Source organism: Marinobacter sp. DS40M6, assembly GCF_028581595.1.
In the GTDB taxonomy this organism is placed as follows: domain Bacteria; phylum Pseudomonadota; class Gammaproteobacteria; order Pseudomonadales; family Oleiphilaceae; genus Marinobacter; species Marinobacter salarius.
Genome location: NZ_JAFCAE010000004.1, coordinates 616,210 through 641,615, shown reverse-complemented (window position 1 = coordinate 641,615; position 25,406 = coordinate 616,210). Strand labels below are relative to the sequence as shown.

Sequence of the window (25,406 nt, the reverse complement as noted above, 5' to 3'; positions counted from 1 at the left end):
AATGTCTAATATCGACGCTTCCCCGAAGATTGATATACAAGCTGCTATCCTATGATGACGTCAAAGGATCAAACGTCCCGACGCTAATCCAACAAAAACGAGGTGAGCAACATGCGAAAGCTATTTCTGGCACTGGGCGCGACCGCGCTGATCGGTGTTTCTCCGGCACAGGCGGATACCAATCTCTCCATTGCCACGGGCGGCACCGGTGGTACCTATTACCCTCTCGGGGGTGGCCTTGCGGAGTTGATCAGTCAGCATATTGAAGGGTACAGCGCAGTTGCCGAAGTCACCGGTGCTTCGGTTGAGAACATGGGGCTGGTTCATCGTCAGGATTCGGATCTGGCGATTGCCCTGGCAGACACCGTCCATCAGGCCTATAACGGTGGCGAACGTTTCAATGGCAACAAGCTGGATGTGCTGGCCATTGCCTCGCTTTATCCGAACGCGGTTCAGATTGTCACCCTGGCGGACTCTGGCATTACGTCGCTGGCAGACCTGGCTGGCAAGCGTGTGTCGGTTGGTGCGCCGGGCAGCGGTACCGAAGTGAACGCCAAGGCCCTGCTGGAAACCAACGGCATGAGCTTCGACGATTTCGACGAGCGTGGCCTGAACTTCAATGAATCTGCAGATGCCATTCGCGATGGCGACATCGACGCCGCGTTCTGGAGTGTTGGCCCGCCAACAAGCTCTATTGTCAGCCTTGCCACCACCCGTGACATTGCACTGATACCTCTCTCCGAGAAGGAAATCGCCAACGCCAGAGCAGAAGTGCCGGTGTTTGCGCCCTACAAGCTGCGTTCCGGTACCTACGAGGGTGTCGATTCGGACATTGCAACGATCGGCATTCCCAACGTTCTTACCGTCAATAGCGCCATGTCGGAAGATCTTGCCTACAAGATCACCAAGCTGCTCTTCGAGAAGGTAGAGGCCCTGAGGGCGATCCATCCGGCCGCTGACGACACCACCGTGGAGTTCAGCCTGGATTCCACACCCATTCCTCTCCATCCGGGTGCCATTCGCTATTACGAGGAAATAGGTGCAGAAGTGCCGGAGGCACTGCGCCAGTAATCGAGAATCCGTCGTTATCATTCGTCGGTTCATGGTTTGCAGGGTCTGTTGCCTGCTCGCGTCACTGCTGTGGGGATTATGGCCCACAGCAGTCGGCGCCCAGAGCAAAGCGGTCTGGCAACTGTCGGTGTCTGATACCAGTCAGACGTCGCTGGTGCAGCTCGGCCTGCCCGAGGGCGGGCGGTGGTGCCTGATCTGGAATCACTCGGTGCAGGGGTTTCCTGTGACGGACTGCTTTCGCATGGAAGCGGACCAGTTGATTCTGGACAGTAGCCACACACCGGACTTTGCAGCCGGCCTTGGCCATACCCGTGGCCGGGGCACACTGACGTCGGATGACGACCACGGCTACCGCATCGTCGATATGCAGGTGCCCATACCCAATAATCGTCTCTCGCTGCGCGTTGGCGCCTTGTCGGTGAATCACCGCATTGAGGTGGATTCGCGCGTGGTGAGTCTAAGCCGTCTGGCAGCTGACAAACTCGTTGAGATTCGAGTACGGCCTGCAGGGGATAAAGGAAGCACGCTTCAATGAGTCAAGAAACGGCCATCTACCTGAAAACCAATGGCGCATGGCAGCCGACCAGAATGAGCGGGCCCAGGGCACTGCTCTGGCTGATCGCACTGATTGGTATCGGCCTATCGCTGTTTCAACTATACAGCGCCGGTATTCAACCGCTGGGACTGTTCTATCAACGGGGCATTCACCTGGCGTTGGTGATGATGCTGTGCTTTCTGCTGTTTGGGCCCCGTCCTGGCCGACCGCGTGGCGCCATAACGGCGTTGATTGATACCGGCTTTTTGATAGCCTCGGGCGCATCCGGTTTCTATCTGGTCTGGTTCCTCGATGAGATTACCGGCCGGGCCGGGTTCTGGAACCAGACCGATATTGTCATGGCCTGGGTATGCACCATCACCTTGCTGGAGGCCAGCCGCCGGGCGGTAGGCACCGGGCTGACGGTGATCGGTGTGATTGCAATTCTCTACGCGATGAGTGGCCAGCGTGGGCCGCTGTCGGAGCTGGGGGAATGGCTGCCGGGCATTCTCAACCATCGCGGCTACTCCCTCGACCGTATCGGTGCCCAGTTGTATCTGGGGCAGGAGGGTATTTTCGGCCTGCCGTTGGGCGTTGCCGCTACGTTCGTGTTCATCTTTGTGCTGTTCGGCGCCATGCTGGAAGTGACCGGCGCAGGCCGCTTCTTCATCGATCTGGCGTTTGCGGCGACGGGCCGTCAGCGCGGCGGCCCCGCCAAGGCTGCGGTTCTGGCCTCGGCCAGCATGGGGTCCATCTCCGGCAGTGCCATCGCCAACGTGGTAACCACGGGCGCGTTTACCATTCCGCTGATGAAGAAACTGGGCTTTCGTCCGGCCCAGGCGGGCGGCATTGAAGCCGCAGCCAGTACCGGTGGCCAGATCATGCCGCCGCTGATGGGCGCCGGCGCCTTCCTGATTGCGGAATACACCCGTGTGCCGTACCTCGACATCGTAAAAGTCAGTGTGTTTCCGGCCCTGCTGTATTTCGCCACGGTGTATCTGCTCGTTCATATCTGCGCGGTGAAGCAGGGCATGAAAGGCCTGCCTGCCAGTGATCTTCCCCAGCTCCGGGAAGTGATGGCTTACGGCTGGTACTTCCTGTTGCCGATCATCATGCTGGTGTACCTGCTGGTGATGGGCATCTCCCCCATGCGGGTCGGGTTTTATGCCGTGGTCGGCATCATTGGTATCGCCGGGCTGAACGGCCTGTACCTTGCCTATAAACAGGGGCGGGCGGACAACCAGCTTGGAAAAGCCCTGACGCATGCGCTGCGTGAAGGCGTTGTAAAACTGCTGCAGGGCCTCGAACTGGGTGCCCGCAACGCGGTCCCCGTCAGCATTGCCTGCGCCATTGCCGGCATTGTGGTGGCGGTGGTTGGCCTGACCGGGCTGGGCCTCAAGTTCTCATCAATGATGATCGCGTTCGCCGACGGCAACATTCTGATGGCGCTGTTCCTGGTGGTCATCGCCAGCTTGATTCTGGGCCTGGGGCTGCCGGTGACTGCCAGCTACATCGTACTGATCGTGCTGGTGGGGCCGGCGTTGACCAACGAGTTCGGTATCCCGCTGTTGGTCGCGCACCTGTTGGTGTTCTGGTACTCCCAGGATTCCAACGTCACGCCGCCTGTGGCGCTGGCCGCCTTCGCGGGGGCGGCGATCGCGGGCAGTAAAACCATGGAAACCAGCGTACAGGCCTGGAAGTTCGCCAAGGGCCTTTACCTCATTCCGCTGTTCATGGTGTTCAACCCCGTGATCATCGAAGGGGGGCCGTTACCGCTGGTTCTCTGGAACGGCTTCATCGCCATACTCGCCCTTGCGGCCTTTGCAGCGGCGCTTGAAGGCTTTCTGTTCACCCACATGAAACCCTGGATGCGACTGGCATTGAGTGGCGCGGTGATCGCAATCTTTTACCCGGACCTGCAAGTGGAAGTCGCCGGTGTGGTCGCGATGCTGGTACTGCTGGCCATGAATTACTGGCACCGACGCCGGGAACTGCATGGGGCTGGAACCCCCGAAACAGAGGAGCAATCACAGTGAGATAGCGCGATTGGGGCTGTATTGATAAATGCAGTGATTAAAAAGTACCACGGTTTTCTTGACGACTGTTATATTGTAGGACAATAATGCAGTTAACAAGAAGCGATCGCCCAGATCGAAAGTAACAGCCGATGAGGGAAAACACGTGAGTACGAAACCATTGATCCTGAGCACCGAGTCCGCCCGCCGGAAAGTGCTGCTGACACTCAAGAAATACAGCTACCTGATCGCCATGCTGCCCCTGGCCCTGCCGCCCCTGTTGTTGGCGGCCGGGCAAGCCACCGGATGGATCAACCTGTTCGCCTGGGGCGTACCGGTGGTCGTCTTCGGCATCATCCCCATCCTCGACCTGCTGCTGGGCAAAGACGCCCTCAACCCGGACGAGGAAGCCGATACCCCACGCATGAACACCGAACGCTTCTACAAGTTCATCACCCTGGGCTGGGTTGCCGCCTTTGCGGTGTTGCTGGTGTGGAGCATGTTCGTGCTGGCGTCCGGCCTGTTCAATGTGGCCGGTGGCATCGGCTGGATCTTCTCCGTCGGCATCGTTGGCGGCCTGGGCATCAACGTTGCCCACGAACTCATCCACAAAGACGGCAAACTCGAAACCTGGGCCGGCGGTTTCCTGCTGTCACTGGTCAGCTACGCCGGCTTCAAAGTCGAACACCTGCGCGGCCACCACGTGCATGTCTCCACCCCGGAAGACGCCTCGTCGTCGCGCTACAACCAGTCCCTCTACAACTTCCTGCCCCAGGCCTATGCCCGCAACTTCATCAACGCCTGGAAACTGGAAGCCAAACGCCTCGAGAAAAAAGGCCATAGCGCCCTCAGCTGGCGCAACGAACTCATCTGGTGGTACAGCATCACCGCGCTGGCCTTCACGGCCTTCACCGTCGCCTTTGGCTGGCTCGGCGCCGTGTTCTTCCTCGGCCAGAGCTTCATCGCCCTCAACCTGCTGGAAATCGTCAACTACCTCGAACACTACGGCCTCCACCGTCGCAAGCTCGAAAACGGCCGCTACGAACGCACCGGCCCGGAACACAGCTGGAACTCCAACTACTTCCTCACCAACGTCTTCCTGTTCCACCTCCAACGCCACAGCGACCACCACGCCTGGGCCAAACGCCGCTACCAGGTCCTCCGCCACCACGAAATAGCACCCCAGCTCCCCGCCGGCTACGCCGCCATGGTCGTCCTGGCCATGATCCCGCCACTGTGGAAAAAGGTGATGAACCCGAGGGTAGAGGCGTACTACGAAGGCGAAGAACACCAGTTGGCATGAGTTGAGTCGAAACAAATACAGGAGGCACACGCCTAAAGGCGTTACCTGGAAAGTCAGATCGGTCCGAGCGGGTATGCCCCTCCCAGACCGTGCATTGCCAGGGATGGCAATGCCGAGCCCCCATGGATGGGTTAACGGCGTGTCTGGGAGGGGCATACCCGCTTGGACCAGCCCCCCCCCAACCATGCAATCAAAAAAGTTTCCAAGGCCCCACAGGTTTTGTGTCTCTGACTGTGGGGCCTTTTTTTGCCCTTGAAATCTCCCCGCAACGCCCGCAAGTATAATGGTTGAATCCTGAACCCATAAAAGGGAGCTCCCATGCCCAAACACTTCGAACAAGCCCCCGGCCTGCACGAAGCAACCGTCCCCGAAACCGAAGGCTACGTCTTCAACCAAACCATGATGCGCATCAAAGACCCCGAGCGCTCCATGGACTTCTACACCCGGGTAATGGGCATGCGCCTCGTCAGAAAACTCGACTTCCCGGAAATGAAGTTCACCCTCTACTTCCTCGCCTACCTCGACGACCGCCAGGCCAACATGGTCCCCAACGACGACGCTCACCGCACCACCTTCATCTTTGGCCGCGAAGCCATGCTCGAATTGACCCACAACTGGGGCACCGAAAACGATGAAGAGTTTGGCTACCATAATGGCAACGACGAGCCCCAGGGCTTTGGCCATATCGGCGTAGCGGTGCCGGACGTATACAGTGCCTGCGATCGCTTTGAAAAACTGGGCGTGGACTTCGTCAAGAAGCCGGACGACGGCAAAATGAAGGGCCTGGCGTTCATCAAGGACCCGGACGGCTACTGGATCGAAATCCTGCAGCCGAACATGCTCGAAAAGCAGCGCCGGGTAGAAGAGGAAGAGTAAACCGCCTGACTCGGCGGTATCAGGCAGTGTCGGGACGACTCCCGGCACTGCTGCGAGAGGCCACGATCACCGCCGCCGTCAGAATCAACGCCCCGGCAATACCGATCACCCCCAATTCCTCACCCAGAATCACCCACGCAAGCATGGCCACGAACAGCGGCTCCAGAGTCACGATAATGCTCGACAGAGTAGCCGGTGTTGTCTTCATACCGCTGAAGAAACTCACATACCCCAGGCAGGTCGGCACCACGCCGATGTAGCCCACCATCAGCCATTGTGAAATGCCCAGGCTCTGTAGCCCGTCAAAACCACCGCTCAGCGCAACGACAGGCAGCAGGATCAGCGCAGCGGTAAAAAAGCAGATGAACGCCGTGGTGAACACCGGTGTGCCGGTGGACGTGTACCGGCTGGTGAGTGTGAAGCCTGCGTAAACCAGCGCGGCCAGAACCGCCACCAGAATACCACCGAGGCGAAGATGGCCAGCACTGTCCATGTCGCTGATCACCAGCATCGCGGTGCCGGCAATAGCCGCGGCCAACGCCAGCATTGTCACCACGCCCGGTTTCTCGCCCAGCAGGGGCGCCGCCATGATGGCGACAAGCACGGGTGCCAGGCACAGGGCAATCAGCGTGGCGATACCTGCACCGGTCATGTCCACGGCCAGCAGGTAGCTGCCCTGATAGACCGCCTGGAAGAAACCCAGGGCCACAAGCGGAACCAGAGCTTTACGGGTGAACTTTGGTGGAGAGGTTGCACTGCGAGCGAGCGCGCGCTGCTCCCTCAGCATCAGCCCAAAGAAGAAGGGTAAAGCGACCGCCAGGCGCAGGAAGCCCAGTGTCACTGCCTGCAGGTCGGAGCCGGAAAACAGGAATTTTGCCACGATACCCGTGGTCGCCCAGAGCAGGGCGGCCAGGGCAATCAGTAATGCGCCTCGGATCATTCAATAACCAGTACGATGAGTTCCTTGGGACCGTGAACACCGTAAGCGAGAGTTTGCTCGATATCAGCGGTCTTCGAAGGCCCGGAGACTAACAGCGCATTGGTTGGCATGCCAGCGGCCCAGTTCTGGGATTGCATGGCATCGTGGAACGTGGTGTACAACTCACTGGCCTTCAGGATCGCAATATGAATGGGCGGCACCAGGCTCATCAGCCGGGGTTCATTCGCCGTCGGCCAAAGAATCAGTGACCCGGTTTCGGCAATGCCGCCCCGGGTAGAGGTGATGCCGGCGTCCACCTCATTGAACAGTGCTTCCTGCCAGCTTTCGATGGGCTCGTCGTACACCAGCAGTTGCGGCAGGTCCTCGCGGTTTTTGGTGGCGCTTCTCAGGGCCTGGCCGATCTCATGTTCCTTGGCAATCAGCAGGGTCTGGGCGCCGCGGCTCTGAAGGATTTCAGCCAACCGGTCAATCCAGCCGGATTCCGTGGTGCGATGCACTTCCCCGTGAACCGATTCGATGGTCCGTTCGAACATGTCCAGCCGTTCAGCGGTGCTCCAGTCCGGACGATCAAGCACTGAAAAATCGCATTCCGGGGCCGTCAGTTCACCGCCGGTGCGGTTGCGCAGGCGCTGGAGAATGGCGTCTCTGGAACTCATTGGCCACGCTCCTTCATCCGTTCGTGGAGGGTTTTGGGCGCCAGTTTTGGCGCGGTTCGGTATTGCGTCCAGGCGCCCATCTTGCCTGGTTGCAGCTTGCGGAATCGTGCGCCCAGGCTGGTGCCAAGGCGATAGAGGCCTGGTTTGGCGTGCATCCAGCTCCAGCCCTTCCAGATCATGGCTTCCACGCCACTGCGCTTGGCACCGTGGCCGCGCACCTTGGCCGGATGCAGCTTGTCACCGTCCACGGATTCCTGTCGCAGCCGCACCAGCAGGTCCGGAATCGGGATCTTAACGGGGCAGACTTCACCACATGCCCCACACAGGCTTGAGGCCGTCGGCAGATGCCGGCCTTCATCAAGGCCCACCATATGCGGCATCAGGATTTTACCAATGGGGCCGGGATAGGTGGTGCCATAAGTATGGCCGCCCACCCGCGTATACACCGGGCAGTGGTTCATGCAGGCGCCGCAACGGATGCAGCGCAGGGTGTCCAGCAGCTCGTCGTCCTGATAGATGGTGGAGCGGCCATTGTCCACCAGCACCACGTGAACCTCTTCCGGGCCGTCCATGTCGTTGGGCTTGCGGGGGCCGGAAATCATATTGAAGTAAGTGGTAATGTGCTGGCCGGTGGCGGAACGGGTCAATAACGCCAGCAGGGCGGTGACATCTTCCAGGTTGGGCACCACCTTCTCGATGCCGGTCACGGCAATGTGGCAGGGCGGTACGGTGGTGGTCATACGGCCATTGCCTTCGTTTTCCACCAGGCACAGGGTGCCGGTTTCGGCCACGGCGAAGTTAACGCCGGAAATGCCCACGTCGGCATTGCGGAACTTTTCCCGCAACTGCAGCCGGGCGTTCGCGGTCAGGTATTCCACATCGTTGGAGAGGTCGGTGCCGGTTTTGTCGTGCAGCAGTTGGGAGATCTCGCCAGTGTTCTTGTGAATTGCCGGCATGATGATGTGCGAGGGTGTTTCTTCCGCCAATTGCACAATGTACTCGCCAAGGTCCGACTCCAGCGCCTCGATGCCCTGTTCCTCAAGGTAATGGTTCAGTTCCATTTCCTCAGAGACCATGGACTTGCCTTTGATCGCCGTCTTGGCGTCCCGCGCCACGCAGATATCGCGCACGATACGGCAGGCTTCATCACCGTCGGTGGCCCAATGCACGGTAATGCCGTTCTCGGTCAGCTTCTGTTCCAGTTGCTCCAGCAAATCCGGCAGGCTGGCCAGGGCCCGCATGCGAATGTTGGCACCCAAGTCCCGAAGGGTTTCCAGGTCCCAACCTTCAAAGGCGGACTTGCGCTTGGTCATCAGACCGTCCATCGCCTTGCGAAAGTTCTGGCGAACCTGCGGGTTGTGGATGGCCGCCCGGGCGCGCGGGTGGAACTCTTTTACATCGATGTGATGGGCGGAATGGTGTGAAGAGCCGTGTGTTGTCTCGCTCATGACTGTTCACCTCCACTGCTGGTGCGTTCCCAGAGGAAACTCAGAATGTGCTGGCCGGTCACCGGCTTCTGGTTTTTCTCAGCGTACCCGGCGATGTTCATCAAACATCCGCAGTCCGTGGTGACAAACTCTTTGGCGCCGGTGTCCACCAGGGTGTCCACTTTCTCGCTGACCATGGCCCCGGAAATTTCCGGATGGCGCACCGCGAAGGTACCGCCAAAGCCGCAGCATTCCTCCGCTCGAACCTGTTCTACCAGGTTGACGTTTTTTAGCTGCCCCAGCAGCTTGGGGCCGACTTCCGCCACACCCATTTCACGGCGGGCGGAGCAGGAGGTGTGCATGGCTACGGTGGTGGGTTCACCCAGGTCATCCAGTTTGATGTGGCACACGTTCACCAGAAAGTCCGTCAGCTCCCATACCCGCCCGGCAATTTCAGCGGCCGCGACTTCATCGGAGGTGTCCTTGAACAGCGCCGGGTAATGCTTGCGCATCATGCCGCCACAGGAACCGGAGGGCACCACAATCGGCCAGTCTTCCGGAAACAGCCCGAGTTGGGCGTGGGCGACTGCGCGGGCTTCGTCGTGATAGCCGGAGGTGTAGGCAGGCTGGCCACAGCACGTCTGGTCTTCAGGGTAGATGACCTGAATGCCTTCCCGCTCCAGCAACTGGATGCCGGCCATGCCCGCGTCGGGATAGAACATGTCGACCAGGCAGGTGCCGTAGAAATAGACCTTGGAAGGTTTGGCCGGGTAAACCTTGATGGGATCAACCATAGTGCCGTCGCTCGCGATTATTATTGTCTCTCTGAGCCACAATAATAGGGCGGGGCCATGGTAGTTGCCAGGCGACTTTATGGGGAGTCTGCGTGCTCGGAAAACGGGTGGGGTGGTAGCTGGTGACTTGGGAGCGGGCAGTGGCAGCCGGCCACTGCCCGAATAGCGTTATTCGACCGTCAGGCGCTCGGCGTTCTTTTCAACCGTGCGCTCACCAATGCCCTTGACGTTGGTCAGGTCGTTGCTGGACTGGAAAGGACCGTTGGCATCGCGATAGGCCACAATCGCTTCGGCTTTGCTCTGCCCGATGCCGTTGAGACTGGCCAGGGTTTCGATGTCGGCGGTGTTGATGTTGATGGTGGCGGGTTCAGCGTGGGCGAAACCGGTGAACAGGCTGAACAGAAGGACCATCATGGCGATAAAGGGGGTGCGTTTCATGCTTGCGTTGCTCCTGAGAGTGATTTTACGTGTCTGATTATTCGTCAGGACGTAAAAGCGGCGGAGCTGGTTGAATAGAAAAGACGGTAACCGGCGGGATGGGGAAGTGCACGGACAGGAACACATTCCTTATGCTCCTGAGCCCGTGGCTGACCCCATGCCTGATCCTTCAGGCTGCGCAACATCCTGTGCGCGTCTTCCCTGTTGTTCGTCCCTGCAGCCCTGATTCCCTGGGCAACTCCCGATCCCTGGAGTTATCTTCCCTGAGCCAGCTTTCCTTGCCAGCTTCTCATCCTTGACGTTAACCATTCTACATGGGAGCCATTCTCAAGAAATCGGACATTCGCTCCCTTATCTGTGCGATATCTCTTACAGATTTGTAATCAAGCGGACAGGTGAAGGTTGAACGTATGTTCATGCATTTTCTGGATTTTCCCGTTTACAGCTCCGGTGCACGATTAAGGGTCTGGAGCACCAGAGTTGACCATTCTGTTGCCCCATTTTTTTACAATAACCGGAGGCCAGTTGGCATCAGAATAAAAACAATATTTAAAACAACAGGTTATTTTTTAAGTTCATAGAATTGCAGGTTTGTGGGTTTGGCGCATCGTAATAGTGCGTTTAGCGGAGTGGCGATTCATCGTGGTGCATTACTGCTGGTTCGAAAGCCCGGTAAGTGGTTATCAAATGTCATTTAACTAACTGAAAAATAAGGCGTGTTTTTCATTCTGGAACAGCTGATGCAGAGGTGTTGGTGCATTTTGGGGCAATAACACCAATCAATCCGAAAAGGATGCACAACATGACGATTAGAAAACACGTGAAACTGGGCCTGTCAGCACTGGCTCTCTCAATGTCTCTTAACGCAGCGGCCGCCGAAGATCCCATCAAGGTCGGCATCCTCCATTCCCTCTCCGGCACCATGGCCATCAGTGAAACCGTGCTGAAAGACACCGTCGAAATGCTCATCGCCAAGCAGAACGCCGAAGGTGGGGTTCTGGGCCGTGAACTGGAAGCGGTTGTGGTTGACCCTGCCTCCAACTGGCCGCTGTTTGCCGAAAAGGCCCGTGAACTGCTGGCCCAGGAAAAAGTGGACGTGATTTTCGGCAACTGGACGTCTGTTTCCCGTAAATCCGTACTGCCGGTGGTTGAAGAACTCAACGGCTTGCTGTTCTACCCGGTTCAGTACGAAGGTGAAGAATCTTCCGAGAACGTTTTCTATACCGGTGCCGCTCCCAACCAGCAGGCCATTCCTGCGGTGGACTACCTGATGAACAACATCGGAGTTGAACGCTGGGTGCTGGCCGGTACCGACTACGTGTACCCGCGCACCACCAACAAAATCCTTGAGACCTACCTGATGGACCAGGGCGTGGCCAAGGAAGACATCATGATCAACTACACGCCTTTCGGTCACTCCGACTGGCAGAATATCGTGTCTGACATCAAGCGTTTCGGCTCCGCCGGTAAGAAGACCGCCGTGGTCTCCACCATCAACGGCGACGCCAACGTGCCGTTCTACCGTGAACTGGGTAACCAGGGCATCTCCGCTTCCGACATTCCGGTGGTGGCGTTTTCCGTGGGTGAGCAGGAGCTTTCCGGTATCGACACCGGCCCGCTGGTTGGCCACCTGGCGGCCTGGAATTACTTCATGAGCGTGGACAGCGATGCCAACTACGACTTCATCGACCAGTGGATCGAGCACACCGGCAACGAAGAAGCCGTCACCAACGACCCGATGGAAGCTCATTACATCGGCTTCAACATGTACATCGAAGCGGTGAAGAAAGCCGGCACCACCGACGTGGATGCGGTCAAAGACGCCATCGTCGGCGTGAGCGTACCGAACCTCACCGGCGGCTACGCCACCATGATGCCCAACCACCACATCACCAAGCCGGTACTGATCGGTGAAATCCAGGACAACGGCCAGTTCTCCGTGGTCTGGGAAACCCCGTCTACCGTGGCTGGCGATGCCTGGTCTGACTTCCTGCCGGGTTCCCGTGACCTGATCGCCGACTGGCGCAAGCCGATGTTCTGCGGAAGTTTCAACACTGCAACCGGCAAGTGCGGCGCCTCCGCTGGAGAAATGGCGGCTGAAGAAGCCGAATAAGGCATAGCAGCCAACAGCGCAATACAGACAACCGGGAGCGGCGATGCTGCCCCGGTTGTCGCCCCCGCAACTCGCTTTCAACCGACAGGACACCATCATGAGCATCCTTCGATCGCTCACATTGCTGTTTATCGCCCTGGTTTCCGTGCTCTCGCTTCCGGCCTCCGCCCAGGAAGACGACCCCGGAACGGCCTTGCTGAATAACCTTGCAGAAGCGCCCGCCAGCCGCATTGAAGAGGCCATCAATGCCATCGTCAGCAGCGGTGATGAAAGAGCCAGGGGCTGGCTCGAAGCTTATGGCAACAACCGCCTGAGCCGGATAGACGACACCGGCCAGGTCGTGATCGTACTGAACAACCGGGGCCGGGACTGGGAAATCGCCAACCCGCTGACCGGAGAGAACATGGGCGAAATGTCCCGCCGCGAGCTGGACCGAATCGCCATCAATAACCGGATACGGGGCCAGCTTGAGGGTATTCTCGCCATGCTGGACCTGAACGCCGCAGACCCTGACGTGCGTGAAGCCTCCGCACAGGACATGATGGGCAAAGTGGACGCTTCCCTGGTCAAGCCGCTGCAAGCGCAGCTGGAACGGGAAGAGAACGCCTCGGTGCGCAGTCGCATTGAAGAGGCACTGGCCATTTACAGAGTGGGTGAGGGTAATCTTGAGGCCGTGGACGTATTGGCCGGCAGTCTTCACCCCCGAGCCCGAGCTGCCCTGAACGAAGCCGTGCGCAGCGACAACCCGGCCCTGGCCGACAAGGCCGAGCAGGCCCTGGCTTCCATCGAACAGAAACTGAAACTCAACCGCGCCGCCGAAACGCTCTATTTTGGCCTCAGCCTGGGTTCCGTGCTGGTCCTGGCCGCCATCGGCCTGGCCATCACCTTCGGCGTGATGGGCGTCATCAACATGGCTCACGGCGAGCTGATCATGCTGGGTGCCTACACCACCTGGGGCATGCAGCAACTGTTGCCGGGCCAGCCGGGCTTGGCATTGATTCTCTCGATTCCCGCCGGCTTCCTGGTGGCGGCCACCGCCGGCATCATCATCGAGCGCAGCGTAATCCAGTTCCTCAAGGGCCGCCCGCTGGAAACCCTGCTGGCCACCTTTGGTATCAGCCTCATCCTGCAGCAACTGGTGCGTACCGTGATCTCGCCCCAGAACCGCACCGTGGTCACACCGGACTGGATGAGCGGCTCGCTGGTGATCAACGACGCGCTCTCCCTCACTCTTAATCGCCTGTACGTACTGGCGTTCGCACTGATCGTCTTCGCCGCGCTGATGATGATCATGCGCAAAACCCGCCTCGGCCTGGAAGTGCGCGCCGTCACCCAGAATCGCGCCATGGCACGCTCCATGGGCATTCGCGCCACCCGCGTGGACATTATGACCTTTGCCCTGGGCTCCGGTGTTGCCGGCCTGGCCGGTGTGGCGCTTTCCCAGCTCACCAACGTGGGCCCCAACCTGGGCCAGAACTACATCATCGACTCGTTCATGGTGGTGGTGTTCGGTGGCGTGGGCAACCTGTGGGGCACGCTCATCGCCGGGCTGTCGCTGGGCACCATCAACCAGCTTCTGGAACCCTGGGCTGGTGCTGTGCTCGCGAAGATCATTGTGCTGGTCTTCATCATCCTGTTCATTCAAAAACGGCCGAAGGGGCTCTTCCCCCAGAAAGGCCGGGCTGCGGAGGGTTAAGGTATGTGGTTGACTCGACCCTTGCGTGAGCGATCCACGCAGATTTTCCTGGGCGTTCTGTTTGCAGCCCTGGCCATCGTGACTTTCCTTCACGTGGCCATGCCGGAAGACAGCGCCCTGTATGTCAGCGCCTACACGGTGACATTGCTGGGCAAATACCTGTGTTACGCCTTGCTCGCGGTGGCTGTGGATCTGGTGTGGGGGTACCTCGGTATCCTCAGCTTGGGCCATGGCGCCTTCTTTGCCATCGGCGGCTACGCCATGGGCATGTACCTGATGCGGCAGATCGGCGATCGCGGCACCTACGGCGACCCCATCCTGCCGGACTTCATGGTGTTCCTGAACTGGCAGGAACTGCCCTGGTACTGGCTCGGGTTCGACATGGCCTGGTTTGCCTTCATCATGGTGCTGCTGGCCCCGGGTCTGTTGGCGCTGGTGTTCGGCTTCCTTGCCTTCCGTTCTCGGGTCACCGGCGTGTACCTGTCCATCATCACCCAGGCGCTCACCTTCGCGCTGATGCTAGCGTTCTTCCGCAACGAGATGGGCTTCGGCGGTAACAATGGCCTGACCGACTTCCGCGACATCCTCGGCTTCAACCTGCGCACCGACGCCACCCGTTTGGGGCTGTTCATCGCCACCGGCATCGCCCTGGCCATTGGCTACGTGATCTGCCGCGGCATTGTTACCAGCAAGCTGGGCCGGGTCAGCATCGCCTGCCGTGACGCCGAAGCCCGCGCCCGCTTCCTGGGCTATCGGGTGGACCGGGTGCAGCTGTTCGTGTTCGTGGTCTCCGCCATGCTGGCGGGGGTGGCTGGCGCCTTGTACGTGCCCCAGGTGGGCATCATCAACCCCAGCGAATTCTCGCCCCTGTTCTCCATTGAGGTGGTGGTCTGGGTCGCGCTCGGTGGCCGCGCGACGCTCTATGGCGCGGTGATCGGCGCGGTACTGGTGAACTACGCCAAAACCGTGTTCACCGGCGTGATGCCGGATGCCTGGCTGTTCGCCCTGGGTGGCCTGTTCGTGCTGGTCACCGTGTTTCTGCCCAAGGGCATCGCCGGCCTTCTGGCCAGCCGCCGCAAGGGAAAACAGGATGAACAGGACACCCCAAACGCCCCATCCACCACGGAGGCGACCGCATGAGCATTATCGAGGAGCTTTCCAACCGCGACCGGGTGTTCGAATTCCTGACCCCCGCGGTCTCCCCCGTGGACACCCGCCACGGGCCCATCCTCTACATGGAAGACGTCAACGTGAGCTTCGATGGCTTCCGGGCCATCAACAACCTCAACATGACCATCGACGACGGCGAACTGCGCTGCATCATCGGGCCGAACGGCGCGGGCAAAACCACCATGATGGACATCATCACCGGTAAAACCGCCCCGGACACCGGTTCGGTCTGGTTCGGTAGCCGCCACAACCTGCTGACCATGAACGAGCCGGAAATCGCCACCCTCGGCATCGGCCGCAAGTTCCAGAAGCCCACCGTATTCGAAGCCTTAACGGTGTTCGAAAACCTCGAACTGGCCATGGCCACCGACAAGCGGGTGATTCCCACCCTGCGGGCCGCCATGAAAGCGGAGTTTCGCGAACGCATCGGCGAAGTGCTGGAAACCATCGGCCTGCAGGACTTGCGAAACCAGCTGGCGGGCATCCTCTCCCACGGTCAGAAGCAGTGGCTGGAAATCGGCATGCTGCTGATGCAGAAGCCGCGCCTGCTGCTGGTGGACGAACCCGTCGCCGGCATGACCGAGCAGGAAATGGAACGCACCGCCGAACTGCTCACCAGCCTCGCCGGCAAGCAGTCGGTGGTGGTGGTGGAGCACGACATGGGCTTCGTGCGCTCCATCGCCCGCAAAGTCACCGTGTTGCACCAGGGCAGCGTGCTGGCGGAAGGCACCATGGACCAGGTCTCCAACGACCCGGAAGTGATCAAGGTGTATCTCGGGGAGGAGGAGGCGTAATGCTCAAGATTGAAAAACTGAACCAGTTCTACGGCGAAAGCCACACCCTGTGGGAGCTGGAACTGGACGTTCCCAAAGGCCAGTGCACCTGCGTGATGGGCCGCAACGGCGTGGGCAAGACCACCCTGATGAAATGCGTGATGGGGGAGGAAACCACCAGCAGCGGCAGCATCCAGTTTGATGGCGGCACCGAACTGACCAAACAGAAACTGGAAGAGCGCTCTCGCCTGGGCATCGGATACGTGCCCCAGGGACGGCAGATATTCCCGCTGCTGACCGTGGAAGAAAACCTGCGCACCGGCCTGGCCGTGCGCAAGGACGGCAGCAAGAAAATCCCCGAGCGCATCTACGAACTATTCCCCGTGCTCAAGGAAATGAAAAACCGCCGTGGCGGCGACCTCTCCGGCGGCCAGCAGCAACAGCTTGCCATCGGCCGCGCCCTGGTGATCGAGCCTCAGTTACTGATCCTCGACGAACCCGGCGAAGGCATCCAGCCCAACATCGTCGCCCAGATCGGCGAAGTCATCCGCCGGTTGATCAAGGAAGACGGCCTGACGGTATTGCTGGTGGAGCAGAAACTGCCCTTCGCCCGCAAATACGCCGACCGCTTCGCCATCATGGACCGCGGCCGCCGCGTCGCCGAGGGCGAGATTGCCGAGCTGTCTGATGAACTCATCAAGAAGCACCTGACGGTATGACCGCCTACAAATCGATCGCCCTTAACGCCACCGACGCGGCCCATGACTCCGGCCACCGCTTCGACGCGGACCGACGCTGGGCCGCCACCCTGGACCTGGCCTTCGACGCCAGACAGGAGCAGGGCGCGCAGGTCACCCGCATGACCCGCACACGGTTCAAGGGTCCATTGCGCGTGCAGCGGCCGTTCTACCCGGAAGGCAAAACCGGTTGCTGCCACGTGTACCTGCTACACCCGCCCGGCGGCCTGGTCAGCGGCGATGCCCTGAATATCAATGTGTCCGTCGGCAGTGGCGCGCACACCCTGGTGACCACCCCGGCGGCGGCAAAACTCTACAAAGCCGACCGCAACGGCGTGGCCTGGGCACAGCACACACACCTGAACGTCGCCGATGGCGGCATTCTTGAATACCTGCCCCAGGAAACCCTCGGCTTCAACGGCTCCCGGGGCGAGCAGACCACCACTATCGAACTGGAAACCGGCGCCAAATGCCTGGGCTGGGAAATTCTCGCCCTCGGCCGCCCGGCCAGCAACCTGCCGTTCGTCACCGGCCACATGGAGCAACGCTTCAGCCTGAACATGGACGGCAAACCGCTGTGGCTGGAGCGCCAACTGTTAGACCCCACACACGCCCGTTTCAACGGCAAATGGGGGCAGGGCGGCGCCACCGTTCAGGCGACCTTGTGGGTGGTTGGTTTGGAAGACGAAGCCGGCGCCATCGAAGCCATCCGTGAACAACTGCCGGCTTCAGCCCACTGGGCCATCACACGCCGGCGTGGCGTTGTGTTGTTGCGGTACCTGGGTAATGAAAGAAACGAAGCCTGGGATGTTTGCCAGCGGGCCTGGGAGGTACTTCGGCCTCTGTTGGCCGGCCAGTCCGCGGTTGTTCCGCGGATCTGGTTGACTTGATGGTTGGTGCGGGAACAGGGCGGGGCGAACCGTCCGGGGCACGCTGTGAATACGTCCATGTACGCTTGACGAAAACATCCATGTTTTCGACATCCCCGGACGGTTCGCCCCGCCCTGTTAAGCGGAAAAATGAGTTAGCGCACTAGCTCGATAGGGTCAGAAACAACTATTTGGAACAACGGAAGTTAATCCAACAGGCAACTCAGAATTCAGACAAGGCAGGAGGGAAGGGGTGCACGGGATCGTAAAAAACATGGATGTTTTTTCCGAGCGTACAGGGACGTATTCACCGCGTATCCCGTGCACCCCTTCCCTCCTGCCGACAAACTCCAGAACCCGAGGAGAACAAAAATGGAATTAACGCCAAGAGACAAAGACAAGCTGCTCCTATTCACAGCAGCGCTGTTAGCAGAACGCCGCAAGGCCAAAGGCTTGAAACTGAACTACCCAGAAGCCGTCGCCCTGATCAGCGCCGAAATCATGGAAGGCGCCCGCGAAGGCCGCACCGTGGCTGAAATGATGACCGCCGGCACCGAAATCCTCACCCGCGACGACGTCATGGAAGGCGTGGCCGACATGGTCGACGAAGTCCAGGTAGAAGCCACCTTCCCCGACGGCACCAAACTCGTCACCGTCCACAACCCCATAGTTTGAGGAAGCTGCCATGATCCCCGGCGAATACCAGCTGAAAGACGGCGACATCGAACTCTGCGAAGGCCGCCAACGCATCACCATTGAAGTCGGCAACACCGGCGACCGCCCGATCCAGGTCGGTTCCCACTACCACTTCGCGGAAACCAACCCCGCTCTCGATTTCGACCGGATTAAAGCCAAGGGCTACCGGCTGGATGTGGCGGCAGGCACCGCCATCCGTTTCGAACCCGGTCAAACCAGAGAAGTGACTCTCATCCCATTCGCCGGCAACCGAGAAATCTACGGTTTCCGCCAAGAAGTCATGGGAAGACTCGACAAGAACTGAGGACAACAGGAGCAGGGGGTTAAAGAAGGCCCGAATGAACTCTGAGGGTCGGGCGGATAGGGCTTTCCAGGAATGTGCGGAGCCATGGATGGCGGAGCCCAAGCGCACATGGATGTGCTTGTAGCGTTTCCTGGAAAGCCCTATCCGACCGGCCCAGGCACCGAAGTTTTAGGCCTCAGTAACCCAGGCACCCAAGCAAAAACGAGGGACAGCATGAAGATAACAAGACAAGCCTACGCCGACATGTACGGCCCCACAGTGGGTGACCGAGTCCGCCTGGGCAACACCGAACTGTGGATCCAGGTTGAAAACGACGCCACCCACTACGGCGACGAAGTAAAATTCGGTGGCGGCAAAGTCATCCGCGATGGCATGGGCCAGAGCCAAAGGGCCGACGACACCGTCATGGACACCGTCATCACCAACGCCTTAATTCTCGATTGGTGGGGCATCGTCAAAGCCGACGTCGGCCTGCAAAACGGCAGAATCGCCGCCATCGGCAAAGCCGGCAACCCCGACACCCAGCCGGACGTCACCATCGTCATCGGCCCCGGCACCGAAATCATCGCCGGTGAAGGCAAAATTCTCACGGCTGGCGGCATCGACGCCCACATCCACTTCATCTGCCCCCAGCAGATCGAAGAAGCCCTCATGAGTGGCATCACCACCATGCTTGGCGGCGGCACCGGCCCAGCGACTGGCAGCAATGCCACCACCTGCACCCCCGGCCCCTGGCACATCGGCAAAATGCTCCAGGCCGTCGACGACATGCCCATGAACATCGGCTTCCTCGGCAAAGGCAACGCCAGCCTGCCAGAGTCCCTCGAACTGCAGATCAAAGCCGGCGCCATGGGCCTCAAACTCCATGAAGACTGGGGCACCACACCGGCCAGCATCGACAACTGCCTCACCGTGGCTGACAAGTTCGACGTACAGATCGCCATCCACACCGACACCCTGAACGAATCCGGGTTTGTGGAAGACACCCTCGCCGCCTTCAAAGGCCGGTGCATCCACACCTACCACACCGAAGGCGCCGGCGGCGGCCATGCCCCCGACATTATCACCGCCTGCTCCAAGGACTACGTACTGCCGTCCTCCACCAATCCCACACGGCCGTACACCGTCAACACCATCGACGAACACCTCGACATGCTGATGGTCTGCCACCACCTGGACCCCAACATCCCGGAAGACGTGGCCTTCGCCGATTCCCGCATTCGCCGCGAGACGATTGCAGCGGAAGACATCCTCCAGGACATGGGCGTGATCTCCATGATCGCCTCCGACTCCCAGGCCATGGGCCGGGTGGGGGAAGTGGTGTGCCGCACCTGGCAGACCGCCCACAAGATGAAAGTGCAGCGCGGCCTGCTGCCGGACGACGAACAACTGGGCGCCGACAACCTGCGCGCCAAACGCTACATCGCCAAATACACCATCAACCCCGCTATCACCCACGGCATCGCGCACGAAGTGGGTTCCGTGGAAGTGGGCAAGCTGGCGGACCTGGTGCTGTGGGACCCGGCCTTCTTTGGCGTAAAGCCTGCGCTCATTGTGAAAGGTGGGATGATTGCCGCGGCCCCCATGGGCGATCCCAACGCCTCCATTCCCACGCCCCAGCCCGTGCACTACCGCATGATGTTCGGGGCGCTGGGTCGGGCCGCCAGTGCCACCCGCCTGAGCTTTGTCAGCCAGGCCGCGCTGGATGCGGGCATTGGCAAGGAACTGGGGCTGAACAGCACCCTCGCGGCCTGTAAAAACGTACGCAGCGTTCGTAAGGGCGACCTCAAACTCAACGACGCCTGCCCACACCTGACCGTGGACCCACAAACCTACGAAGTGCACGCCGATGGCGAACTGCTCACCTGCGAGCCCGCCACCGAACTGCCACTGGCGCAGCTATATCATCTTTTTTAAGGAGCCCGACATGCTTGAGCTGACACAGAGAGTCGGCCCAGTGGAAACCAGCGAAATCCACGACCACCTCACGCTGCCCTTTGAGCTGCGCATGCGCGGCCGCCTGCGCGCCAGAACCGACACCGGTTACGATGTTGGCCTGTTCCTCGACCGCGGCCCCGTGCTGCGAGAGGGCGAATTCCTGCAGGCCCAAAGCGGCGAAATCATCCGCATCCGCGCTGCGGACGAACCCGTCGTCACCGCCCGCATCGAACCCGGCCTGCCGTTGGCACGGTTGTGCTACCACCTGGGTAACCGACATGTGTCGCTGTCCATCGGCAGCGAAGACACCGCAACAGATGGAAAGACCGGATGGGTACGCTTCCCGCCGGACCACGTACTGGAAGAACTGGCCGAACGCCTGGGCGCCACCCTGGTACACCACCAGGCTCCCTTTGATCCGGAGCCCGGCGCATACGCCCAAGCAGGGCATGCTCACGGCCATGGCCATTCACACGATCACAGCCACGGGCACGACCATGACCACCCTCATGCTCACTGACAGCAGCCAGACCGCCGTAGGCGACCTGTCCCTGCTGGGCTTGATGCAACTGGTCAGCCCCGCACTGCCCATCGGGGCCTTCGCCTGGTCCCAGGGCCTGGAAAGCGCCTTCGAACTGGGCTGGGTGAACAATGAAGACCAATTGGGCGACTGGTTGGAAGGCGTACTGGAAGACGGCCTCACCCGCTGCGAGTTGCCCCTGCTCGTGCGCCTGCAAACCGCCTGGGCCAACAGCGACAGCGCCGAATTGGTCCACTGGAACCAATGGCTGCACGCCACCCGCGAGACCGCTGAATTGAGCGACGAAGACGCCCGCCTGGGCTCTGCGCTCATTCGCCTGCTGGGCAGCCTGGAACTGATGCCGGCCGAAGGCCGAATGCCGGAAGACCCCGGCTACGTCACTGTCTTCGCCTGGGCCGCCCACATGCGCCACGTACCCGTGCGCCAAACCCTGCTCGGCTTCGCCTGGGCCTGGCTGGAAAACCAACTCGCCGTCGCCTGCAAAGCCATGCCCCTGGGCCACACCGCCGCCCAGCGGCTGACCGAACGGCTGCGCCCCAAACTGGTACACGCCGTCGACCAGGCGCTGACGCGGGAAGACAACGAACTCGGCCCGGTACTGCCCGGCCTCGCGCTCGCGAGCGCACACCACGAAACCCAGTATTCACGGCTTTTCAGAAGCTGAACAAAAACGATCTTGATTAGAGAAACGGAGAACACGCCATGAAACATTGTCTGAGAGTAGGAGTCGGCGGCCCGGTTGGCTCAGGTAAAACCGCCTTGCTGCGTCAACTTTGCAAAGCCCTAAAAGATCACTACGACATCGCCGTCGTCACCAACGACATCTACACAAGGGAAGACGCGGACTTCCTCCTGAAACACGATGCCCTCCCAGCCGACCGCATCCTGGGCGTAGAAACCGGCGGCTGCCCCCACACCGCCATCCGCGAGGATGCCAGCATGAACCTGGCCGCCATCGACGACCTGCAAAGCCGCCACCCCAATCTGGAACTGGTACTGGTCGAATCCGGCGGCGACAACCTCTCCGCCACCTTCAGCCCGGAACTGAGCGACTTGACCCTGTACGTGATCGACGTGTCCGCCGGCGACAAAATCCCCAGAAAAGGCGGCCCCGGCATCACCAAATCCGACCTGCTGATTATCAACAAAATCGACATCGCCGAACAGGTACACGCCTCCCTGGATGTGATGAACCGGGACTCAAAGAAAATGCGCGGCGAGCGCCCGTTTGTGTTCACCAACCTGTACGACGGAGTAGGGCTGGAAACCATCATCAGCTTCATCCTTGAACGCGGCATGCTGCCAGAAAGGCGGCCGGAAAAAGTCGCCGAAAGCGCCTGACCCGAACCACAAAGATTCAGAACCACCAAGACACGGAGAAACACCATGAACACAGTCACCCGCCTGCTAATCGCCACCGGCCTGATGCTGACAGCCACCACCGCAACCGCCCACACCGGTCACGGCACCCACGCTGAAAGCGGCTTCCTCAGTGGCCTGTTGCACCCCATGCTGGGCCTGGACCACCTGCTGGCCATGGCCGCCATCGGCTTCTGGAGTGTGCGCCAGAATAAACTCATGAAAAACGCGACGCCGGCCTTCGTGATCGGCGGCATGATTCTGGGCGCAGCCCTGGCCTGGGGCGGACTGAGCCTGCCCGGCGTTGAAACCGGCATCACCTTCTCTGTCCTGGTGGCCGGTATTCTCATCGCTACTCTGGCGAAACTGCCCACTGCAGTGGGCGGCACGCTCGTCGGTGCGTTCATGCTGTTCCACGGCTTCGCCCACGGCGCGGAAATGCCGGCAGGCGCAACACTGGCTGCCTACTTGGCTGGGTTCTCCATCGCCACCCTCGCTATCACCCTGGTTGGGCGCGGTTTGGGTAGCCTGATGCTGAAGGCGGATAGCCGATTTAGCCGTGGTGTTGGTGGTGTGCTGGCGGCTGCGGGAGCGTATCTGGCGGCTGCCTGATATTGCACAGTTAACCAAGGCAACCAAAAAAGCCGCCCGGGAAACCGGGCAGCTTTTTATGCATCTGGTTTACTAGATTTTACATCGGACGGGTAGGAAGTTTTCTAAAGTTTAGGCTAGTGTGTAGTCATAAGAAACGGATTCACGCCGCGGTTAAGGATGACGGATGGACCACACACTTCAAAACGCCATTCCAATGGAAATCTGGTACCTGATCCCGTTAGCCATCCTCGTGGCTGTCATCAAATCGCCCTGGTTCAAAGGTAAAGCCGGGGAATCGGTGGTTAACCTGACCGCCAGATTTTCTCTCGACAGAACCCGTTACCACCTCATCAAGAACGTCACCCTGCCCACGGACGATGGTACCACCCAGATCGACCACATCATTGTTTCCCGTTACGGGGTGTTTGTGGTGGAAACCAAGAACATGAAAGGCTGGATCTTCGGTAGCGCCAAACAGCGGTACTGGACCCAGAAGATCTTCAAGTATTCCCAGAAGTTCCAGAACCCGCTGCACCAGAACTACAAACACGTAAAAACGCTGCAGAGTTTGTTGGGCCTTACTGATGAACAGGTATTTTCAGTAGTGGTGTTTGTGGGGGATTCGACGTTCAAAACGCCAATGCCCGAGAACGTGACTCACGGGGGCGGGTACCTTCGCTTCATCAGAGCTCAAACGGAAGAGCGGTTGTCGGATGTTGAAGTTCGCGCAGTGGTTGAAAATGTTGAGTCCGGGCGACTGGTGGCTTCGTCGAGGAATCACCGGAAACATGTTGCCCATGTGAAGGATATTCTGGCAAACAAGAAGAGTGAACCTCGGTGCCCGAAATGCAAGGGGGAGATGGTGAAAAGGACAGTGAAGCGTGGGGTGAATGCAGGGAGCGAATTCCTGGGGTGTAAGGCGTTTCCGAGGTGTCGGGGAACTGTTGATGCTTCGTTATTGCAATAATGAAGCAGTCAAATGATTACCGCTCTTTCGGTGTTCTTTTGTGTCGTAGGCAGTTGATTTAAATGAAATTGGTTCAAGTTTGTGGTGTGGATCATTGAGCGAATTCGAGCGGTCAAATGATTGCAATAATGAAGCGTTCTATCTAACCACTGTTAGATTTATCTTTATGTTGGGAGAGTATAATGGATAAAACAAAAATCAGGATCGATCTTGTCCAAGGAATAATCGAGGCAGAAGGCGATTCTGCGTTTGTTAAATCAGTCTATGATGACTTCAAAGATCGCTTAAACTCCCCGCCTCCAAAACCAATGCAGGGTGTAAAGAAAGAAGAACAAGAAGCACCAGCAGCACCTACACCTAGCAAGAAGGCCACTCCAGCACGGAAGAAAAAAGCAAGTGGTGGAAGTGCATCTGGGAAAATGGTTAATGACCTGGATTTATCCGGTGCTGGCGGGGCAGAAAGACTCAAGGATTTCTTTAGTCAATATAAAATATCAAGCAATTACGAGCGCAACCTAATATTCGTTTACTACTTACAGCACAGGCTCAATATTCAAGGAATAACAATCGATCATGTTTTTACATGTTATCGAGATGTAGGAGTTAAGGTGCCCAGCGCTCTTCAACAATCTCTCTGGGATACATCAAAACACAAGGGATGGCTTGATACGAGCAATGGTGAAAATATAACTACTACTGTCCCGGGAATGAATCATTTGGAGCATGACTTAAAAAAACAAGAGGATGAGCAGTGAAGGAGGATATTGACGAATTTGTCCAACAAATTCCGAATATAACGGAGCAAAAACCAGCCATACTGATCGACTATTTTGTATATTTCATAACGGTCATTCTCAAAGAAGATTCTTCAACTCCAGCTGGAGTAGAGAGGTGCTTTGAGCTGGTTCGAATACAAAAATATTCGAATATTTCCTCTTATTTATCGAGAAATTCTAAGCGATCTAAAAGCACCGCTCCGAAGTTTCTTAAAACGAAAGCAGGTTACCAACTAGAAAGAGGAGCCGAGTTAGAAATACAAAAGACATTACATATTGGTCCAGCTCGGCAGGAAACTAGTCATCTTTTAAGAGGTCTTCTAGCCGAAGTTTCGAGCCAGCATAAGCGTGCGTTCCTGCAGGAAGCTATCGACTGTTATGAAATTGGCGCAAAGCGGGCATCTGTCGTTATGGTTTGGATTCTTACTATAAATCATCTTTATGAGTATATTTTTCATAATCAAAGGTCTTCTTTCGATGGCGCCCTATCGAAGAACAATGATAAAAGAATTAAAATAACGAAAATTTCAAAGATGGATGACTTTTCAGAGATTCCCGAAGGAAAATTTATTGAGTTGGCTAGGTCGGCGGGAATTATATCCAATGATATTCGTAAAATATTGGATGTAAAACTGGGGATTAGAAATTCGTATGCGCACCCATCGAATGTTACGATATCTGACGTCAAAGCTACTGATTTTATTATAGATTTGGTTGAAAACGTAGTGCTGAAGTACGAGGTCTAGTGTCGGAAAAATCTAACAATTTACTGCACTCGGAAAAATTACTCGCTGCGCTCCTAATTTTCCGGTGAGCAA

The 25,406-nt window shown here is 58.5% G+C and carries 26 protein-coding genes; 21 read left to right on the top strand and 5 right to left on the bottom strand.

The features are described from left to right. The first annotated feature begins 111 nt into the window (after positions 1 to 111). The 5 genes from JJO78_RS13745 (at position 112) to gloA (ending at position 5,800) form a co-directional block, all read left to right on the top strand. Positions 112 to 1,071 carry a TAXI family TRAP transporter solute-binding subunit gene (locus JJO78_RS13745; protein WP_036209044.1) on the top strand — a complete coding sequence of 320 codons (960 nt, stop codon included), beginning with the start codon at positions 112 to 114 and terminating at the stop codon, positions 1,069 to 1,071. A gap of 127 nt (positions 1,072 to 1,198) precedes the next feature. Next, the gene (locus JJO78_RS13740) at positions 1,199 to 1,606 is read left to right on the top strand and encodes a DUF1850 domain-containing protein (protein WP_052479571.1); all 408 of its coding nucleotides are present in this window, start codon (positions 1,199 to 1,201) and stop codon (positions 1,604 to 1,606) included. Then, positions 1,603 to 3,642 carry a TRAP transporter permease gene (locus tag JJO78_RS13735; protein WP_228712260.1) on the top strand — a complete coding sequence of 680 codons (2,040 nt, stop codon included), beginning with the start codon at positions 1,603 to 1,605 and terminating at the stop codon, positions 3,640 to 3,642. The genes JJO78_RS13740 and JJO78_RS13735 overlap by 4 nt, the downstream gene beginning before the upstream one ends. A 145-nt stretch (positions 3,643 to 3,787) precedes the next feature. Then, entirely contained in the window at positions 3,788 to 4,924 is a 1,137-nt protein-coding gene (locus JJO78_RS13730) for an alkane 1-monooxygenase (protein WP_127401814.1), read from the top strand. A 318-nt stretch (positions 4,925 to 5,242) separates the two neighbouring features. Then, positions 5,243 to 5,800 carry a lactoylglutathione lyase gene (gene gloA, locus JJO78_RS13725; RefSeq protein WP_007155583.1) on the top strand — a complete coding sequence of 186 codons (558 nt, stop codon included), beginning with the start codon at positions 5,243 to 5,245 and terminating at the stop codon, positions 5,798 to 5,800. A 19-nt stretch (positions 5,801 to 5,819) separates the two neighbouring features. Here gloA and JJO78_RS13720 read toward each other — a convergent pair whose 3' ends face one another. From JJO78_RS13720 to JJO78_RS13700, 5 genes are all read right to left on the bottom strand, one after another. Continuing rightward, positions 5,820 to 6,740, bottom strand: coding sequence for a DMT family transporter (locus JJO78_RS13720; RefSeq protein WP_127401813.1), 921 nt, complete (start codon positions 6,738 to 6,740; stop codon positions 5,820 to 5,822). Then, positions 6,737 to 7,396, bottom strand: a complete 660-nt coding sequence (locus JJO78_RS13715) for a LutC/YkgG family protein (protein ID WP_127401812.1) — start codon at positions 7,394 to 7,396, stop codon at positions 6,737 to 6,739. The genes JJO78_RS13720 and JJO78_RS13715 overlap by 4 nt, the downstream gene beginning before the upstream one ends. Continuing rightward, positions 7,393 to 8,844, bottom strand: a complete 1,452-nt coding sequence (locus JJO78_RS13710) for a LutB/LldF family L-lactate oxidation iron-sulfur protein (RefSeq protein ID WP_127401811.1) — start codon at positions 8,842 to 8,844, stop codon at positions 7,393 to 7,395. The genes JJO78_RS13715 and JJO78_RS13710 overlap by 4 nt, the downstream gene beginning before the upstream one ends. Then, complete coding sequence (locus tag JJO78_RS13705; protein WP_041335553.1) at positions 8,841 to 9,617, bottom strand: (Fe-S)-binding protein; 777 nt, start codon at positions 9,615 to 9,617, stop codon at positions 8,841 to 8,843. Before JJO78_RS13705 ends, JJO78_RS13710 begins: the two co-directional genes overlap by 4 nt. Before the next feature lie 168 nt (positions 9,618 to 9,785). Continuing rightward, positions 9,786 to 10,055, bottom strand: coding sequence for a ComEA family DNA-binding protein (locus JJO78_RS13700; RefSeq protein WP_041335550.1), 270 nt, complete (start codon positions 10,053 to 10,055; stop codon positions 9,786 to 9,788). Between the two features lie 802 nt (positions 10,056 to 10,857). Here JJO78_RS13700 and urtA point away from each other — a divergent pair. From urtA to JJO78_RS13620, 16 genes are all read left to right on the top strand, one after another. Further along, positions 10,858 to 12,168, top strand: coding sequence for an urea ABC transporter substrate-binding protein (gene urtA / locus JJO78_RS13695; protein WP_036209057.1), 1,311 nt, complete (start codon positions 10,858 to 10,860; stop codon positions 12,166 to 12,168). Between the two features lie 97 nt (positions 12,169 to 12,265). Further along, positions 12,266 to 13,864 (top strand): urea ABC transporter permease subunit UrtB, encoded by a 1,599-nt coding sequence (gene urtB / locus JJO78_RS13690; RefSeq protein WP_127401810.1) that lies wholly within the window; start codon positions 12,266 to 12,268, stop codon positions 13,862 to 13,864. 3 nt (positions 13,865 to 13,867) lie between these two features. After that, positions 13,868 to 15,004, top strand: coding sequence for an urea ABC transporter permease subunit UrtC (gene urtC, locus JJO78_RS13685; protein WP_273623896.1), 1,137 nt, complete (start codon positions 13,868 to 13,870; stop codon positions 15,002 to 15,004). Further along, positions 15,001 to 15,828, top strand: a complete 828-nt coding sequence (gene urtD, locus JJO78_RS13680) for an urea ABC transporter ATP-binding protein UrtD (protein ID WP_273623894.1) — start codon at positions 15,001 to 15,003, stop codon at positions 15,826 to 15,828. The genes urtC and urtD overlap by 4 nt, the downstream gene beginning before the upstream one ends. Then, entirely contained in the window at positions 15,828 to 16,526 is a 699-nt protein-coding gene (gene urtE / locus JJO78_RS13675; RefSeq protein ID WP_091642994.1) for an urea ABC transporter ATP-binding subunit UrtE, read from the top strand. Before urtD ends, urtE begins: the two co-directional genes overlap by 1 nt. Further along, a complete protein-coding gene (locus JJO78_RS13670; RefSeq protein ID WP_273623892.1) occupies positions 16,523 to 17,434 on the top strand; it encodes an urease accessory protein UreD in 912 nt (303 codons plus the stop codon). The genes urtE and JJO78_RS13670 overlap by 4 nt, the downstream gene beginning before the upstream one ends. A 351-nt stretch (positions 17,435 to 17,785) precedes the next feature. After that, positions 17,786 to 18,088: an urease subunit gamma gene (gene ureA / locus JJO78_RS13665; protein ID WP_007152777.1), complete on the top strand. Its 303-nt coding sequence runs from the start codon at positions 17,786 to 17,788 to the stop codon at positions 18,086 to 18,088. 10 nt (positions 18,089 to 18,098) lie between these two features. Next, entirely contained in the window at positions 18,099 to 18,413 is a 315-nt protein-coding gene (locus JJO78_RS13660; protein WP_273623884.1) for an urease subunit beta, read from the top strand. Between the two features lie 213 nt (positions 18,414 to 18,626). Continuing rightward, a complete protein-coding gene (gene ureC / locus JJO78_RS13655; RefSeq protein WP_273623883.1) occupies positions 18,627 to 20,330 on the top strand; it encodes an urease subunit alpha in 1,704 nt (567 codons plus the stop codon). Positions 20,331 to 20,340: 10 nt separating this feature from the next. After that, on the top strand, positions 20,341 to 20,871 hold the full coding sequence (gene ureE, locus JJO78_RS13650) for an urease accessory protein UreE (protein ID WP_075194454.1): 531 nt from the start codon (positions 20,341 to 20,343) through the stop codon (positions 20,869 to 20,871). Further along, positions 20,861 to 21,556, top strand: coding sequence for an urease accessory protein UreF (locus JJO78_RS13645; protein ID WP_178380757.1), 696 nt, complete (start codon positions 20,861 to 20,863; stop codon positions 21,554 to 21,556). The genes ureE and JJO78_RS13645 overlap by 11 nt, the downstream gene beginning before the upstream one ends. Positions 21,557 to 21,594: 38 nt before the next feature. Continuing rightward, a complete protein-coding gene (ureG, locus tag JJO78_RS13640) occupies positions 21,595 to 22,233 on the top strand; it encodes an urease accessory protein UreG (RefSeq protein WP_273623881.1) in 639 nt (212 codons plus the stop codon). Between the two features lie 45 nt (positions 22,234 to 22,278). After that, on the top strand, positions 22,279 to 22,863 hold the full coding sequence (locus JJO78_RS13635) for a HupE/UreJ family protein (protein ID WP_273623879.1): 585 nt from the start codon (positions 22,279 to 22,281) through the stop codon (positions 22,861 to 22,863). Between the two features lie 166 nt (positions 22,864 to 23,029). Beyond that, complete coding sequence (locus JJO78_RS13630) at positions 23,030 to 23,812, top strand: nuclease-related domain-containing protein (protein WP_273623877.1); 783 nt, start codon at positions 23,030 to 23,032, stop codon at positions 23,810 to 23,812. A 182-nt stretch (positions 23,813 to 23,994) separates the two neighbouring features. Next, complete coding sequence (locus JJO78_RS13625; RefSeq protein ID WP_273623875.1) at positions 23,995 to 24,567, top strand: hypothetical protein; 573 nt, start codon at positions 23,995 to 23,997, stop codon at positions 24,565 to 24,567. Continuing rightward, positions 24,564 to 25,334, top strand: coding sequence for a hypothetical protein (locus JJO78_RS13620; RefSeq protein ID WP_273623874.1), 771 nt, complete (start codon positions 24,564 to 24,566; stop codon positions 25,332 to 25,334). Before JJO78_RS13625 ends, JJO78_RS13620 begins: the two co-directional genes overlap by 4 nt. Positions 25,335 to 25,406: the final 72 nt, after the last annotated feature.